Consider the following 15,666-nt stretch of genomic DNA (forward strand, 5'->3'; position numbering starts at 1 on the left):
GCAATAAAAAACCGGCCGCTGGGCGGCCGGTAAAAAATACAGTAGGCAATTCAGGGAAGACTTAGAAGTTGTACTGCAGGGCCACGGCGACCACGTCGTCGGTGTTCTTGCCCAGCGAGTTGGTGTGGGTACCGTTGACGTTGTCCAGCAGGTTGATCTTGTAATCAACGTAGGCGTTGAAGTTGTCGGTGAAGTTGTACCAGGCACCGATGGAGACGTACTCGGTGGCGGTGTCATCGATGCCGCGAGCGCTGTCCTTCACGTCGGTACGCAGGTAGGCCAGGGACGGCTTGAACTTGCCGAAGGCGTACTGGGCGACGGCTTCGTAGCCATCCATCTTCTCGGCGTAGCCGTTGTTGACGAACAGGTGGTCTTCACCGTGGGAGTAGGTGGCTGCCAGGTAGAGGTCGCCGACAGCGTACTTGGCACCGACACCGTACAGCTTGGCGTCGCGGTCACCGCCGAAGGCGGCGTTGGCGGCCTGCTCGTCGGTCTTGCCAGCCTGGTTGTAGGCGGTACCCAGGCTCAGGCCCATGTCGAAGTCATAGTTGGCAGACACGGCGAAGCCTTCGGCGGAGCCCTTCGGATTCCAGGTACCGTTGGTGGCAGTCAGGTTGGAGCGATCTGCGTTCTGCGGATCGTTGTTGCCGGTGAACTGGGCACCCAGGGTCAGGCCCTGATAGGTGTAGATGTACTGGGCCAGGCCGTTGGTACGACCGGTACCGAACACTTCGGTGTCCTTGCCCAGACCGTCACCACCCCACTCTGGCAGCACGTCGGTGTAGTTGTTCACTGCTTTGGTGAACAGACCATCCTGGCGACCGTAGCTGAAGGCACCGAAACGATCGTGTTTGATGCCGGCGTAGGCATAGCGCAGTTCGTCATTGTCGGAGCCGGAGACCGGCAGGTTGTATTCAGCGAAGCCGAACGCGGTCAGCTCGTTGTCGATCTTGGTTTCGCCAGCAACGTGCAGACGCAGGTAGCTTTGGTCACCTTCAGAATCGTTGTTATCAGTGCCGTAGTACATGCCTTGAGCGCGACCACCGATGTCGAGTTTGGTGTCGTTCTGGTTGTAGACGGTAGCGGCTTGCGCACCACCGGCCAGCAGCACGCTGGAGATGGCCATGGTCAATGCTGTCTTTTTCATTGTTCGTTCCTCTGGTGTAAACACTGTCGGACCTGTGCTCGGCCCTGTTGATCGGTTTCTGTTCCGATGCCCCAGAGTAGATCTGCGAACCTTGATAGAAACTGAAGCGTACAAGGATTAATTAATGGTTTGACCTGAAAAGCAGGCATAAAAAACGGCCCGAACAGGGCCGTTTGCGTGTTTGTGGAATTAAATGCTGGTTAGAGCATCATGCCACCGAAGAAGAAGCCCAGCGCCACGGCGATGGCGATGGTGGCAACACCCGGTACGAAGAAGGGGTGATTAAATACCGCCTTGCCGATACGGGTGGAGCCGGTGTCATCCATTTCGACCGCGGCCAGCAGGGTCGGGTAGGTCGGCAGCACGAACAGGGCGCTCACGGCAGCGAAGGAGGCGATGGCGGTCAGCGGGCTGACACCCAGTGCCAGGGCGGCCGGCATCAGGGCCTTGGTGGTGGCGCCTTGTGAGTAGAGCAGCATGGCGGCGAAGAACAGCACCACGGCCAGCAGCCAGGAGTACTGGTTGAGCAGGTCGCCGGCGATCAGCTGGATGGTGTCCATGTTGCCTTTCACGAAGACGTTGCCCAGCCAGGCCACGCCCAGTACGCAGATACAGGCGGACATGCCGGACTTGAAGGTCGGCATGTTGGTGACCTGGGTGGCGTCCAGCTTGCAGACCAGGGTCATGATGGTGGCCGCGGCCAGCATGATGCCCATGATGGCGCCATCACGGGGGATCGGCGGGTTGGCGATCAGGCCCACTTTACCGGAGATGGCGGTGGCGTAGGCCATCACGGCCACGATGGCGGCGATGAAGATCCAGACTGACACCTTGGCGTAAGGCTTGAGCTCCAGCTTGGTGGTGCCGCGCAGCTTGATCAGCCCCTTGGCCTTGCGCTCCAGATAGACTTCGTCCTGATCGAGCGGCTTGCCCAGCATGTTGGCGACGAAGGCGCCGAGGATGCAGGCGATGAAGGTGGAGGGGATGCAGATGGCCAGCAGAGTCAGGTAATCCACGCCAAACGGCTCAAGCATGCCGGAGAAGGCAACCACGGCCGCAGAGATGGGCGAGGCGGTGATGGCGATCTGGGAGGCGATGACGGCGATGGAGAGCGGACGGGATGGGCGAATCCCCTGTTCCTTGGCCACTTCGGCGATCACCGGCAGGGTGGAGAACGCAGTGTGACCGGTACCGGCCAGCATGGTCATCAGATAGGTGACGACCGGGGCGGCGAAGGTGATGTATTTGGGGTTCTTGCGCAGGGCTTTCTCGGCCAGGGAGACCAGATAGTCCATGCCACCGGCCAGTTGCATACAGGCAATGGCACAGATGACGGACGCGATGATCATGATCACGTCCCAGGGGATGTAGGTGACCAGCTGGTCGCTGGGAATTGGCATCCCCAGACCCCAGGTCAGTACCAGTACCCCCAAACCACCGGCAAAGCCGATGCCGATGCTGCCTATCCGGGCCCCCAGATAGATAGCGGCGAGCACGACAAGTAACTCGATTCCAATCATAGCGAACACTCCATTTTCCAGTTTTTTTAGGTTTTATTTGGCAGAAAAGCCAATTCCCGATGGGGCTGGGCAAGACCTATCGGGAACTGACTTTATGGGCCGGGATAAACCCGGCCCATTTGCTCGCTTATACGGTGGCTTCGCGGGTATAACGCTTGGCTTTGTATTGCGGGTTCATCAGGTTCTCGATGGAGAGAATTTCATCCAGCTGCTCGGCGGTCAGCAGGCCGCGCTCCAGCACGACTTCACGGACGTTCTTGCCGGTCTGGGCACAGATCTTGCCGACAATGTCGCCTTCGTGGTGGCCGATGAAGGGGTTCAGGTAGGTCACGATGCCGATGGAGTTCAGCACGTGGTTCATGCAGATTTCCGGGTTGGCGGTGATGCCTTCCACGCACTTCTCGCGCAGGGAGATACAGGCTTTTTCCATCAGGCTCAGGGATTCGAACATCGCCTGACCGATCACCGGCTCCATGACGTTCAGCTGCAGCTGACCGGCTTCGGCGGCGAAGGTGATGGTGACGTCGTTGCCAAAAACCTTGAAGCAGGACTGGTTGACCACTTCCGGAATGACCGGATTGACCTTGGCCGGCATGATGGAAGAACCCGCCTGCATTTCCGGCAGGTTGATCTCTTTAAGAGCGGTACGCGGGCCGGAGGAGAGCAGACGCAGATCGTTACAGATCTTGGACATTTTCATGGCCAGACGCTTGATGGCGCCGTGCAGCATCACGTAGGCACCGCAGTCGGAGGTCGCTTCGATCAGATCTTCAGCCGGGACATAGGCACGACCGGTGATCTCGGCCAGGCGCTTGATGGCCAGGGCGGAGTACTCGGGCGGGGTGTTCAGGCCGGTACCGATGGCGGTGGCGCCCAGGTTCACTTCCAGCAGCAGCTCTTGGCAACGCTTGATGGACTTGATCTCTTCGCGCAGGGTGACGGCGAAGGCGTGGAACTCCTGACCCAGGGTCATCGGCACCGCATCTTGCAGCTGGGTACGACCCATCTTCAGGATGCCCTTGAACTCTGCGGCCTTGGCATCGAAGGCGGCGATCAGTGCTTCCAGTGCGTGCAGAGTGGTGTCGGTGCTGTTGACCACGGCCACGCGGAAACCGGTGGGGTAGGCATCGTTGGTGGACTGGCACTTGTTGACGTGGTCATTGGGGTTGATGACGTCGTAGCGGCCCTTGGCCAGACCCATGATTTCGAGGGCGATGTTGGCCAGTACTTCGTTGGTGTTCATGTTGACGGAGGTGCCGGCACCACCCTGGTAAACGTCGACCGGGAACTGGTCGAAGCATTTGCCGGTGTTCAGCATCAGGTCGCAGGCTTCTACGATCTTGTCAGCAATTTCAGGACGGATGGTACCCAGTTCGCCGTTCGCCAGGGCGGCGGCCTTCTTGGTCAGTACCATGCCGCGGACGAATTCCGGAACGTCAGAAATCTTCTGAGTGCTGATCTTGAAGTTCTCAACGGCGCGCAGGGTATGCACACCGTAGTAGAGATCGTTGGAAACTTCTTTGGTGCCCAGCAGGTCTTCTTCAATGCGGACGTTCTTGATGTCGCTCATTGTAATGCCTCAGAAATCAGATAAATGGAAACGATCCTCACCGAGTGGTCGCGAGTTCCTTACGCACGGTTCATCCTGAAGCACCACACATCGAGTGGGGCGGTTGGGAGCTTTTTTGCTCCCTTAATTACTGGCGTCGATATTACCCCAATTGAGGTATCTGATATTAGACCTGGATCACTAAATTTGAGACAACCTCAAATAACTTGTGGTCATTAAACAGATATTGCAATCAACCGATTTACTTTGACAGAACAATGACTTCAATCACAGTCTGGCAGACCGGTTTTTCTGTGGATCCGGCTCCTCGTCACCCTGTGGACTTGAAAAATGCGCGTCACGCCCCATTTTAATCAACAGGAACCGATGCCATGGTGGGTTGGCAACGGCATCAGCCGTTGTCGCACGTCGCCAGCGGTTCATTTACATTCATCCGCACTGAGGTTGTTATGGGCAAGTTGTTTCTATTGTTGGTCGGTCTGGTGGTGCTTGAGCTCACCGTGATGATCGAAGTCGGCTCCGTGATCGGTGCCTTGCCGACCGTCGGCTTGCTCATTCTGACGGCGGTGCTGGGCTCCTCGCTGGTGCGCAGCGAAGGGATCAAGACCCTGTTCAACGCGCAGCAGAAGATGCAGCAGGGGGAGATGCCGGGACGTGAGGTGATGGGGGGCATGATGTTGGCGCTGGCCGGTCTGCTGCTGATCATCCCGGGTTTCGTGACCGACTTCTTTGGCATCCTGCTGCTGCAGCCCTGGCTGCGCAACAAGCTGGCCGACAAGCTGATCGGCAGCAACCAGTTCAAGATGCAGATGGGCGGTTTTCAGGCCCGCCAGCAGCCGTTCGACGAGGTGCCGGGCAATGACCAGGCGGGTCAAGCTCCGCGCAGCGGCACCACCATCGAAGGGGAGTTCGAGCGCAAGGAGTAACTGCTGCGCTTACTTTCCTGTGCCATCAGGGCCTGCCCTGATGGCACAGCCGCTCGAAGCGGTGGCGGGCATACCACCAGGCCAGGGTGCCCGCCGCCAGATTGGCCACGAGAATTCCCAGATAGATCCCTTGCTCCCCTCCCAGTTTCGCCCCCAGCCAGGCCCCTGGCAGCAAGAAGACAAACAGCCGCAACCCGTTGAACAGGAAGGAGACGCTGGAAGCCCTCACGCCATTCAAGGCGGACGCAAGCAGCATCACCATGCCCTGAAAGCCGTAACCGATGGGCACCAGGTGCAGATAGAGCACGATGAGGCGCACCACCTGTGGATGATCGCTGAACAGCTCGGCGATGAAGGGAGCCTGCAGCCAGGTCAGTGCGTATACCGCCAGCTGGAACAGCAGGGCGAAGCGCATGCAAAACTGCAGCGCTGCCTTGGCACGGGCCGGGTTGCCTGCCCCGCAATTCTGCGAGATGAAGGGGGCCAGCACGGAGGAGAGCGCCATCATCACGATAAGCAGCAGGGCCTCCACTCTCGATGCGGCGCCGTAGGCCGCCACCACTTCCGTCCCCAGTCCGGCGAAGATGGTCATCAGCACGGCGTTGGCCAGCGGGTTGAGCATGTTGGTGAAGGAGGCGGGCACCGCCACGTGCAGCAAGGCGCGCCAGTGGGCCAGCAACTGTGGGCGCGGGGAGAGGCGCCAGCGTAGCAGTCCTTCCCGGTGGCGCAATATATAGAGGCTGACCAGCATGGCCATCAGCCAGGAGAGTGAGGTGGCGATGGCGGCGCCGCGGATCCCCCATGCGGGGAAGGGGCCTATGCCGAAGATGAGCAGGGGATCCAGCACCCCGTTGACCAGCCCGGCCACCGTCATCACCAGGCTGGGGGTCTTGGTATCGCCGGTGGCCCGGATGGCGGCATTGCCCACCATCGGCAGCACCAGCATGGGGACGGTCAGATACCAGATCAGCATGTAGTCGTAGATGAGGGCGATCAGCTCGTCGCTGGCGCCGAGCAACCGGAACAGCGGGTGTATGGTCAGCGCCCCCGCGAGGGCGATGAGGGCGACCAGCAGCACGGCCAGAAACAGGTTGTCGGTGGTGATGCGGGCGGCTTCATCATGCTTGCCCTGGCCGAGCGCATGACCCATCACCGCAGAGAGGCCGGCCCCCAGCCCCATCGCCAGCGAGGTGACCACGAAGGTCACCGGAAAGGTGAAGCTGATGGCGGCCAGCGCCTGGGTGCCCAGCATGCCGATGAAGAAGGTGTCGACCAAGTTGAAGGCGAGAATGGCGACGATGCCGAGGATCATCGGACCCGTCATGCGCAGCAATACGGACGTCATGGGGGCGGTCAGCAGGGAATTGGGTCGGGTCACGGGCTCGTCTCTGTACGTCTGGCGGAGTTCTGGCTGCGGGCAGCACAAACCGGTTTCCTGACCGGGACTTCGGGAGATCCATCGAAGACGTTCATAGTACGTGAAAATATTTTTTTTGTATTTGCCCTTGAAGGGTTAACAAACGTGCCCCACATCGGAGACATATCTAATTTGGCCAGGAATGGCCATTCCTCAAAGCAACACAGAGACTCATTTTGGGAGAGTTATCGATGAAAATTCGTCCACTGCACGACCGCGTCATCATCAAGCGCATCGAAGCTGAAGCCAAATCCGCTGGCGGCATTGTCTTGACTGGTACTGCGGCCCAGAAGTCCACCCGTGGTGAAGTTCTTGCCGTGGGGACTGGCCGAATTCTGGATAATGGCGATGTCAAAGCCCTCGCCGTCAAGGTTGGTGACAAGGTGATCTTCAACGAAGGCTACGGTGTGAAGACCGAGAAGCTGGATGGTCAGGACGTACTGATCCTGTCTGAAACCGACATCCTGGCGATTGTCGAAGAGTAATCCACCCTTTCCCCCTGCGAATTGATTGAAGGATTGAAGAAATGGCAGCTAAAGAAGTCAAGTTTGGCAACGAAGCACGCAGCAAGATGCTGGAAGGCGTAAACATCCTGGCCGATGCCGTCAAGGTGACCCTGGGCCCGAAAGGCCGCAACGTGGTACTGGACAAGTCCTTCGGCGCACCGACCATCACCAAGGACGGCGTCTCCGTTGCCCGTGAAATCGAGCTGGAAGACAAGTTCATGAACATGGGCGCCCAGATGGTCAAGGAAGTTGCTTCCAAGGCCAATGACGCCGCCGGTGACGGTACCACTACCGCTACCGTACTGGCTCAAGCCATCGTCAACGAAGGCCTGAAGGCCGTTGCCGCCGGCATGAACCCGATGGATCTGAAGCGTGGTATCGACAAGGCCGTAGTAGCCGCCGTTGCCGAGCTGCAAGCGCTGTCCCAGCCGTGTGCCGACAACAATGCCATCGCTCAGGTCGGCACCATCTCCGCCAACTCCGACGAGAAAGTCGGCAAGCTGATTGCCGAAGCCATGGATAAAGTAGGTCGTGACGGCGTCATCACCGTTGAAGACGGCCAGGGTCTGGACGACGAGCTGGCCGTGGTAGAAGGCATGCAGTTCGACCGTGGCTACCTCTCCCCGTACTTCGTCAACAAGCCGGAAACCGGTGCTGTTGAGCTGGACGATCCCTTCATCCTGCTGGTTGACAAGAAAGTCTCCAACATCCGTGAAATGCTGCCGGTGCTGGAAGGCGTAGCCAAAGCAGGCAAACCGCTGATCATCGTAGCCGAAGATGTAGAAGGCGAAGCGCTGGCGACCTTGGTGGTCAACACCATGCGTGGCATCGTAAAAGTTGCTGCCGTCAAGGCGCCTGGCTTCGGTGACCGTCGCAAGGCCATGCTGCAGGATATCGCCATCCTGACCGGTGGTACCGTGATCTCCGAAGAAGTGGGTATGGAGCTGGAAAAAGCGACCCTGGAAGACCTGGGCCGTGCCAAGCGCATCGTCATCACCAAAGAGAACACCACCATCATCGATGGCGTGGGTGATGCATCCCTGATCGAGAGCCGTGTGGCCCAGATCCGTCAGCAGATCGAAGAGACCTCTTCTGATTACGACCGCGAGAAACTGCAAGAGCGCGTAGCCAAACTGGCTGGCGGTGTTGCGGTGATCAAGGTTGGCGCTGCCACCGAAGTCGAGATGAAAGAGAAGAAAGCCCGGGTTGACGACGCCCTGCACGCGACTCGCGCCGCAGTAGAAGAGGGTGTGGTTGCCGGTGGTGGTGTTGCGCTGGTTCGTGTGGCTGCCAAACTGGCTGGCCTGCGTGGCGACAACGAAGATCAGAACGTGGGTATCAAGGTCGCTCTGCGCGCCATGGAAGCTCCGCTGCGCCAGATCGTCATCAACGCCGGTGAAGAGGCCTCCGTCATCGCCAACGCGGTGAAGAATGGTGAAGGTAACTTCGGTTACAACGCCTACACCGAACAGTACGGTGACATGCTGGCCATGGGTATCCTGGATCCGACCAAGGTGACCCGTTCTGCTCTGCAGTTCGCCTCTTCCATCGCTGGTCTGATGATCACCACCGAGTGCATGATCTCCGAGCTGCCGAAGAAAGATGCCCCTGCCATGCCGGATATGGGCGGCATGGGCGGCATGGGTATGATGTAATCCAGCCCTGGTTACCAAACGGCTCGCTTTTGCGGGCCGTTTTTTTTATGGCGACTAAACTGAGTCTATTGTCAGTGATTTAATCAGAGGTGAGTATGCGCGTACTGGGTTTGATTCCATTACTGTTTTCTCTGGCCATGCCGGTGATGGCACTTGAGGCGCCACAGGGACCCGTCATTTTGAAGGTGACCGGCAATGTGCTGCCGGCCGAAGCGACGGAAGGGGTGGTCTCCTTCGATCTTGCCATGCTCAAGGCCCTGCCGCAGCATGAGATTGTGACCAGTAATCCCTGGGTCGACAAACCACATAAATATGTGGGGCCCAAGCTGGCCGATGTCTTGGCTGCCGTCGGTGCGGATGGCAAGGCGATCACCTTGACGGCCTTGAACAGTTTTCAGATCAGGATCAACTGGGATAAGGTCAGGCAATACGACCCGATTCTGGCTTGGCAAGATGACGGGGTCACCATGCGGGTACGGAATAAGGGACCGCTTTGGTTTATCCTACCGCTGGATCAGTATCCCGAGCTGAAACGCTCGGAGTTTACCGACATGATGATTTGGCAGCTCAACGCCATTGATATTCAGCATTGATGTAGTGGCTTGCGGGAGTACGAGTGAAAGCAAAGACCAAGGCGTGGCCTTTACTCATCGTTCTTTACCTATCCATCCTGTTGTTTACGGGAAGCACTCTCTATTGCCTCGCGCAGATACAGAATGCGACCCGAGTGATGGAGAGGTATACCTATGACGTCTCCTGGGCCCTGATGCAGTTGCAACTGGAGTTGGGGCGTTTTCTCAACTCAGTCGAGATCTACCATTATGGCGGCATCGATCACGATACCCTGATGCTGCGCTACGACATCCTGTGGAGCCGGACCCCCATCCTGCTCAGTGGTCAGCTGCGTCAGAGCATGAAAGACAAGCAGAAGACCCTGCGGCTGGTGCAGTTGATCGAAAGCAACATTCGTGAGATGGAGCCCAATATCACCAATCTGAAGGTGGGAACACCCGATTATCAGCAGATATTGATGCGACTGGTTCCTCTGCAGGAACCACTATCCTATTCTCTCGCCTCCGTGATGCAGAAGAACATCAACGTCTATTCAGGTAATGACAAACGCTTTGGCCAGCTGCGCAACGCCCTGCTGTTCATGGTGTCTGGGCTGGTGCTATCGGTGATGCTGCTGAGTGCTCTGCTGATCCGCGAGGCCCGCCGCCATTTCAGAGCGGCACGGGTTGACACCCTGACAGGGCTCTCGAACCGGCTGGCCTTGCTGGAGAAGATGGAGTCCTACGCGACCAAGGAGACGCCGTTTGGTCTGGTGCTGGTGGACATCAACGATTTTCGCGACATCAACAGCAAGTTCGGCTACAACACCGGTGACTTCCTGCTGCAGGAGCTGGCAAAGCGAATGCGCAATTTGTGTGAAAACGGTGAGTGGGTGGCCCGGCTGGGCGGCGAGCAGTTTGCCATGATCCAGCGTGAAAGCAGTGACCTGCGCCAGGTGAGGGAGCTGGTGGCCCGCCTGCTGCATGCGCTCAAGCAGGACATCATCATCGACAACTACCCGTTCCGCCTGGAGGTGGGCATCGGTATCGCCTTCTTCCCGATGGACAGCAAGGAGACTCAGGAGCTGCTCAGCCGGGCCGAGCAGGCCTTGTTTCACAGCCGCAAGACTCATGTGCCATACGTCATCTATGACAACTCGTTGCTCAATGAAACGGCGCGCCGCAAGCATTTGGCAAGCGACATGATCATGGCGCTCGAGCACAATGCACTCGAGCTCTATTACCAACCCATCGTCAACCTCGAGAGTGGCCGCTGCGAGGCGGTGGAAGCCTTGCTGCGCTGGCGTCACCCTGAGTTGGGTTTCATTCCTCCCAACGAGGTGATCCAGGTTGCCGAGGAGTTCCAGCTGGCCGAGAAGCTGGGCAGCTGGGTATTGAACACAGCTTGCGAGCAGCTCTATCAGTGGCAGCAACTGGGTTTGGTTGATTTGCAGATGTGCGTGAATATCTCGCCCGGCATGTATCAGCGCAATCTCTTGAAGCTGGTTGCCAAGGCCTTGATGGATCACCATATCCCGGCCGCCAGTCTGGTGCTGGAGGTGACGGAAGACACGACCATGCGCGAGGTGAAAAACTCCCTGCAACTGATGCAGGACCTCAATCAGCAGGGGGTACAACTGGCACTGGATGACTTTGGCACCGGTTACTCCTCGCTCAGCTATCTGCAGAAGCTGCCGGTCAGCAAGGTGAAGATAGATCGTTCCTTCATCCAAGGGATCGATACGTCCATCGAGGCATCCGAGCTGGTCGCCAACATCTGCCGGATGGGTTCCATGCTGGGCAAGAGTCTGGTGTGTGAAGGGATAGAAACTCAGGCTCAGCTCGACGTGTTGCGCACTCTCACTGATATTCATCTCTATGGCCAGGGCTATCTGTTCAGCCGTCCAGAACAGGCGGAGAAGGTTTATCAAACCCTGCTGGAGATGGAAGAGGAGTGGCTGGAGCGGCGTCAACCCGACAAGGCGTATTTAATTTAGCCAAAATGGCTCATGCTTGGCCCAAGATGGCCGATAGTCTTAAAGCAGGAGGTACACCATGGATATATCTAGTTCTGCATCTGCGTCATTTGGTTCTGCATTGATGACGGCCAGCCTGGCCAAGAAACAACAGACCCAAGAAGGTGAATCTGCATTGAAACTGCTGCAAACAGCAGCTCAATCAGCACCGGTTGCACCGACATCGGCCAACGCTTCTCTGGGAAGTAACATCGATATTCGCGTCTGACCCTAACGAAAAAGCCCCCATCCAGTCGATGGGGGCTTTTTTATGTCTGCGATATCGCGATGTCTATCTTGGCTCAGACCGGAAAAGGGGCTGGCGCCTCGAAGGTCATCCGCTCGCCACTGCGGGGGTGGCTGATGGTCAGGCTGGCCGCATGCAGGTAGAGATGGGGGGCTGCCGCCAGTGCATCCGGATGGGCATAGAGGTTGTCACCCAGAATCGGGTGCCCCAGTTCCAGCATATGGACGCGCAGCTGGTGCGAGCGACCAGTGATGGGGGTCAGCTTGATCAGGCTGTTGCCATTCTCTACCTTCAATGTTTCCCACAGGGTCAGAGCATGACGTCCCTCCTCGTGGTCAACCTTCTGTTTCGGCCGGTTGGGCCAGTCGACGCAGAGCGGCAAGTCGACCTGACCGGACTCTGCCTCCGGCTCGCCCCACACCCAGGCGAGGTAGTGCTTCTCAGTCTCCCGCTCGCGAAATTGCCGACTCAGCTCCCGATGGGAATTGGGATTGAGGGGAATGACAATGACGCCAGTAGTGGACATGTCGAGGCGGTGAGCCGCCGCCGCCTTGGGGTGCTGCTGCTTTACCCGATGCAGGACGCTGTCTTCATTCTCGGGGCCGCGCCCGGGCACGCTCAGCAGGCCAGTGGGCTTATTGACCACCATGATGTCCTTGTCCTTGAACAGGATATCGAGCCAGGGTTCCAGAGGCGGTGAGTATTCAAACATAAATGTCTCGCATCAGAAGGTGGGGCAAGCCCCCATCAGTTATGAGTAACCACAATCATAAAGGGCATGGCATCCAGCATGAGCCGGTCATGTCTCTTCAGTATCGCGTCAGTTATGGGTGACCACGATAAAGCGGATGGCATCCAGCTTAAGTTGGGTCTGATCGATCAGGTGGTGCAATTCTGCCTGCAGATTGCGCAGATAATCCAGTTCGCTGTCGCGCACGTTCGGGTTGACCGCCTTGAGCGCTTCCAGTCGATCCAGATCCTGTTGCAGAGTCTGCGCCATCTGGGCGCGGGCCTTGTCGACAATCCCGCCTTTCAGCTCTTCGGCAATGGCCTGGCCCTTGCCAATCAGACCGTGGATCACCGGTTGGGACGCGGTGACCAGCTTGCTGCCGAGGTGGCGATTGACCGGAGTCAGCTGGCGGTTGAAGGCATCGAACGCCACTTTTTCGCCCAGATTCTGGCCGTTCTTGTCCATCAGCAGACGGATCGGCGTTGGCGGCATGAAGCGATAGAGCTGGGGATGGGCTGCAGACTCGGCGACAAAGATCAGCTCAAGCAGGATGGAGCCGATGGGCAGCGCCTTGTTCTTGAGCAGGGCGACCGAGGTCGCTCCAATCTCGGAGCCGAGGATCAGGTCGATACCGCCGCGCATCATGGGGTGATCCCAGGAAAGCAGCGCCATGTCATCCCGCGACAGAGCTGTGTTGCGATCGAAGGTGATGGTCATGCCATCTTGCGGCAGGCCCGGGAAGCTGGAGACCAGCATGTGATCTCCCGGGGTCAGCACCAGCGCGTTCTCACCACGGTCATCCTGATTGACGCCGATCTCGTCGAACATCTTGAGAGCGAAGGAGATCATGCCGGTGTCGTCATCTTCGGCGGCCAGCTTGTCGACCAGCTGCTGGGCTGCGGCGCCACCGCTGGAGTGGATCTCCAGCAGGCGATCGCGACCCTGTTCCAGCCGGGCCTTGAGCGGCTCGTGCAGTTCGCGAGTCTTGACCAGCAGGGCGTCGAGGGGGGCCTGATCGCCTGTGTTGGCGGCCAGCAGCTCGAACAGCTCGTCACGCACCGCTTCAAATACCGGACGGGCAGTCGGGCAGGTCTGCTCGAATGCATCCAGACCATCGTGATACCAGAGCTGCAGGGCGCGCTGGGCAGTCCCTTCCAGGTAGGGCACGTGGATCTCGACGATATTCTGCTGACCGATACGATCCAGTCGACCGATGCGCTGTTCCAGCAGATCCGGGTTGAGGGGCAGATCGAACAGCACCAGATGGCTGGCAAACTGGAAGTTGCGACCCTCTGAGCCGATCTCGGAGCAGAGCAGCACCTGAGCGCCCCCCTCAGTTTGAGCGAAATAGGCGGAGGCCTTGTCTCGCTCGAGGATAGACATCCCTTCGTGGAACACGGCGCCACGGATCCCTTCACGGGTGCGCAGCGCCTCTTCCAGCGCGATGGCGGTGGCTGCTTCGGAGCAGATCACCAGCACCTTCTGCTGACGGGCTGAGAGCAGCAGCTCCAGCAACCATTCGACGCGCGGGTCGAACTGAGTCCAGGTAGCGTTGTCGCCTTCGAACTGCTGGAAGATCTTCTCGGGATAGAGGTAGCGCAGGGCACGGGTCTGCAGATCGCCGCCATTGCCGCCCATCATGCCCATCACCTTGATGGCGGTTTTGTACTGCTCCGGCAGCGGCATGGGGTAGACGTTGAGGTGGCGCTCAGGGAAGCCCTGAATATTGGCGCGGCTGTTGCGGAACAGCACCCGGCCGGTGCCATGCTGATCCAGCAGCTTGGCGACCGCCTGCTGACGGGCAGTTGCATCGCTTAAGTCCAGCCCTTCCAGCTGGCTGGCAAGGATTCTTTTAGCTTCATCGCTCAGGGTCTCGCCATCCAGCAGCTCTTGTGCCGCGCTGGCGACCTGACCATAGGCTTGCTCCTCGGCGAGGAAAGCCTCGTAGTCGTAGAAACGCTCGGGATCGAGCAGGCGCAGACGGGCAAAGTGGCTCTGGTGGCCCAGCTGATCCGGGGTGGCGGTCAGCAGCAGCACGCCTGGCACCTGTTCGGCCAGCGCTTCCACCATTTCGTAGGCGCGGCTTGGTGCTTCCTCACTCCACTCCAGATGATGGGCTTCGTCGACAACCAGAAGATCCCACTCGGCTTCCAGCACTTGTTCGAAGCGACGACGCTTCTTGCGAAGGAAGTCGAGGCTGCAGATCACCAGCTGTTCGGTCTCGAAGGGGTTCTCTGCATCGGCGAACGCCTCGATGCAGCGCTCCTCGTCAAACAGGGAGAAGTGCAGGTTGAAGCGGCGCAGCATCTCGACCAGCCACTGGTGCTGCAACGTCTCGGGCAGCAGGATCAGCACCCGATGGGCGCGGCCGGAGAGCAGCTGCTGGTGAATGATCATGCCCGCTTCGATGGTCTTGCCCAGACCCACCTCATCGGCCAGCAATACGCGCGGGGCGTAACGGTGACCCACTTCATGGGCGATATAGAGCTGGTGCGGGATCAGACTGACCCGGCCACCGGCCAGGCCGCGAGTCGGGTTGCGACGACGTTGGTGCTGGTTGATCAACGCCTCGTAGCGCAGGGTAAAGCGGGACATCCGGTCAATCTGGCCGGCGAACAGGCGATCCTGCGGCTTGTTGAACTTGATGAAGTTGTTGAGAAACACTTCCTTGAGGGCAACGGGCTCATCATTGTCGGTGCGCACACCAACATATATAAGCAGGCCGTCTTTCTCCTGCACTTCTTCGACCGTCATGGTCCAGTCTTCGTGACTGGCTATCTGATCGCCCACATTGAAGCTGACCCGGGTCACCGGCGCCTCTTCTTTGGCATACATGCGGTTTTCACCGGTAGCCGGAAACAACAGGGTAACCATGCGTCCTTCAACAGCAACGACAGTCCCCAACCCCAGATCCGTCTCTGTATCACTAATCCAACGCTGGCCAAGTGCAAAAGGCATTAAACTCTCCAAAGCCCAAGAGTGTGTGAATCGCAAAGGGGCGCTATGTTACCCGAAGGCGTGAGCTCGATCACCATGGATATAGAGGTGGCAGGCGTCATTCATCGGGTGGGGCGAACCGACGTGCTCACCTATGGCTAAAGATAGAGGGATGTCGCTATATGGAGGCAGAATTGCTGAATAAGTCATCCATCTGGGTAATTGTTAAGCGGTTGAGCTGTTTTCTCGAATTTAATTCGAAAACCCTCTTGCAAGCGTGATCCAGATCCCTATAATGCGCCTCCATCGACACGGCAAGCGGCAACGCAAACAACCGGGTCGGTAACCTCGAAAAGCCTTTGTAAATAAGGCTTGACTCGAGAAGGCGGTTGAGTAGAATGCCACTCCCGCAGCAGCAAAAGCTGCGTCGCTCTTTAACAATTTG

12 protein-coding genes are annotated in these 15,666 nt (G+C 58.3%); 6 read left to right on the forward strand and 6 right to left on the reverse strand.

Annotated elements, in window-relative coordinates; translation table 11 throughout:
* Positions 1-61: 61 nt before the first annotated feature.
* The 3 genes from AACQ43_RS21035 to aspA form a co-directional block, all read right to left on the reverse strand.
* On the reverse strand, positions 62-1,147 hold the full coding sequence (locus tag AACQ43_RS21035) for a porin (protein ID WP_168968605.1): 1,086 nt from the start codon (positions 1,145-1,147) through the stop codon (positions 62-64).
* Positions 1,148-1,347: 200 nt separating this feature from the next.
* Positions 1,348-2,667, reverse strand: coding sequence for an anaerobic C4-dicarboxylate transporter (locus AACQ43_RS21040; RefSeq protein ID WP_011704800.1), 1,320 nt, complete (start codon positions 2,665-2,667; stop codon positions 1,348-1,350).
* 127 nt (positions 2,668-2,794) lie between these two features.
* Positions 2,795-4,237 carry an aspartate ammonia-lyase gene (gene aspA / locus AACQ43_RS21045; protein WP_016349560.1) on the reverse strand — a complete coding sequence of 481 codons (1,443 nt, stop codon included), beginning with the start codon at positions 4,235-4,237 and terminating at the stop codon, positions 2,795-2,797.
* Positions 4,238-4,686: 449 nt separating this feature from the next.
* Here aspA and AACQ43_RS21050 point away from each other — a divergent pair, with 449 nt between their 5' ends.
* Positions 4,687-5,163, forward strand: coding sequence for an FxsA family protein (locus AACQ43_RS21050; protein ID WP_168968606.1), 477 nt, complete (start codon positions 4,687-4,689; stop codon positions 5,161-5,163).
* A gap of 25 nt (positions 5,164-5,188) precedes the next feature.
* Here the strand turns inward: AACQ43_RS21050 and AACQ43_RS21055 are convergent, their stop codons facing one another.
* Positions 5,189-6,589 (reverse strand): MATE family efflux transporter, encoded by a 1,401-nt coding sequence (locus tag AACQ43_RS21055; RefSeq protein ID WP_211162628.1) that lies wholly within the window; start codon positions 6,587-6,589, stop codon positions 5,189-5,191.
* A gap of 182 nt (positions 6,590-6,771) precedes the next feature.
* On the opposite strand from AACQ43_RS21055, the gene AACQ43_RS21060 reads away from it, so the two are divergent.
* The 5 genes from AACQ43_RS21060 to AACQ43_RS21080 all read left to right on the forward strand — a co-directional run bounded on the left by AACQ43_RS21060 (position 6,772) and on the right by AACQ43_RS21080 (position 11,536).
* Complete coding sequence (locus AACQ43_RS21060) at positions 6,772-7,065, forward strand: co-chaperone GroES (RefSeq protein ID WP_005309514.1); 294 nt, start codon at positions 6,772-6,774, stop codon at positions 7,063-7,065.
* A gap of 41 nt (positions 7,066-7,106) precedes the next feature.
* Complete coding sequence (gene groL / locus AACQ43_RS21065) at positions 7,107-8,741, forward strand: chaperonin GroEL (protein ID WP_011704804.1); 1,635 nt, start codon at positions 7,107-7,109, stop codon at positions 8,739-8,741.
* 95 nt (positions 8,742-8,836) lie between these two features.
* Positions 8,837-9,334: a hypothetical protein gene (locus AACQ43_RS21070; protein WP_016349563.1), complete on the forward strand. Its 498-nt coding sequence runs from the start codon at positions 8,837-8,839 to the stop codon at positions 9,332-9,334.
* Positions 9,335-9,357: 23 nt separating this feature from the next.
* Positions 9,358-11,289: an EAL domain-containing protein gene (locus tag AACQ43_RS21075; RefSeq protein ID WP_168968608.1), complete on the forward strand. Its 1,932-nt coding sequence runs from the start codon at positions 9,358-9,360 to the stop codon at positions 11,287-11,289.
* A gap of 58 nt (positions 11,290-11,347) precedes the next feature.
* Entirely contained in the window at positions 11,348-11,536 is a 189-nt protein-coding gene (locus tag AACQ43_RS21080; protein WP_073348952.1) for a hypothetical protein, read from the forward strand.
* A gap of 73 nt (positions 11,537-11,609) precedes the next feature.
* Here AACQ43_RS21080 and rluA read toward each other — a convergent pair whose 3' ends face one another.
* Both rluA and rapA read right to left on the reverse strand, forming a co-directional pair.
* Positions 11,610-12,266, reverse strand: coding sequence for a bifunctional tRNA pseudouridine(32) synthase/23S rRNA pseudouridine(746) synthase RluA (gene rluA / locus AACQ43_RS21085; RefSeq protein ID WP_168968609.1), 657 nt, complete (start codon positions 12,264-12,266; stop codon positions 11,610-11,612).
* A gap of 108 nt (positions 12,267-12,374) precedes the next feature.
* Entirely contained in the window at positions 12,375-15,242 is a 2,868-nt protein-coding gene (rapA, locus tag AACQ43_RS21090) for an RNA polymerase-associated protein RapA (RefSeq protein WP_168968610.1), read from the reverse strand.
* Positions 15,243-15,666: the final 424 nt, after the last annotated feature.

The sequence above is a fragment of the Aeromonas sp. DNRA1 genome (assembly GCF_963888745.1).
GTDB lineage: Bacteria > Pseudomonadota > Gammaproteobacteria > Enterobacterales > Aeromonadaceae > Aeromonas > Aeromonas hydrophila.

Excerpts from the sequence above, each read along its gene's own strand:
- AACQ43_RS21035 (WP_168968605.1), bottom strand. The coding sequence starts at position 1,147 with ATGAAAAAGACAGCATTGACCATGGCCATCTCCAGCGTGCTGCTGGCC.
- AACQ43_RS21040 (WP_011704800.1), bottom strand. The coding sequence starts at position 2,667 with ATGATTGGAATCGAGTTACTTGTCGTGCTCGCCGCTATCTATCTGGGG.
- aspA (WP_016349560.1), bottom strand. The coding sequence starts at position 4,237 with ATGAGCGACATCAAGAACGTCCGCATTGAAGAAGACCTGCTGGGCACC.
- AACQ43_RS21050 (WP_168968606.1), top strand. The coding sequence starts at position 4,687 with ATGGGCAAGTTGTTTCTATTGTTGGTCGGTCTGGTGGTGCTTGAGCTC.
- AACQ43_RS21060 (WP_005309514.1), top strand. The coding sequence starts at position 6,772 with ATGAAAATTCGTCCACTGCACGACCGCGTCATCATCAAGCGCATCGAA.
- groL (WP_011704804.1), top strand. The coding sequence starts at position 7,107 with ATGGCAGCTAAAGAAGTCAAGTTTGGCAACGAAGCACGCAGCAAGATG.
- AACQ43_RS21070 (WP_016349563.1), top strand. The coding sequence starts at position 8,837 with ATGCGCGTACTGGGTTTGATTCCATTACTGTTTTCTCTGGCCATGCCG.
- AACQ43_RS21080 (WP_073348952.1), top strand. The coding sequence starts at position 11,348 with ATGGATATATCTAGTTCTGCATCTGCGTCATTTGGTTCTGCATTGATG.
- rluA (WP_168968609.1), bottom strand. The coding sequence starts at position 12,266 with ATGTTTGAATACTCACCGCCTCTGGAACCCTGGCTCGATATCCTGTTC.
- rapA (WP_168968610.1), bottom strand. The coding sequence starts at position 15,242 with ATGCCTTTTGCACTTGGCCAGCGTTGGATTAGTGATACAGAGACGGAT.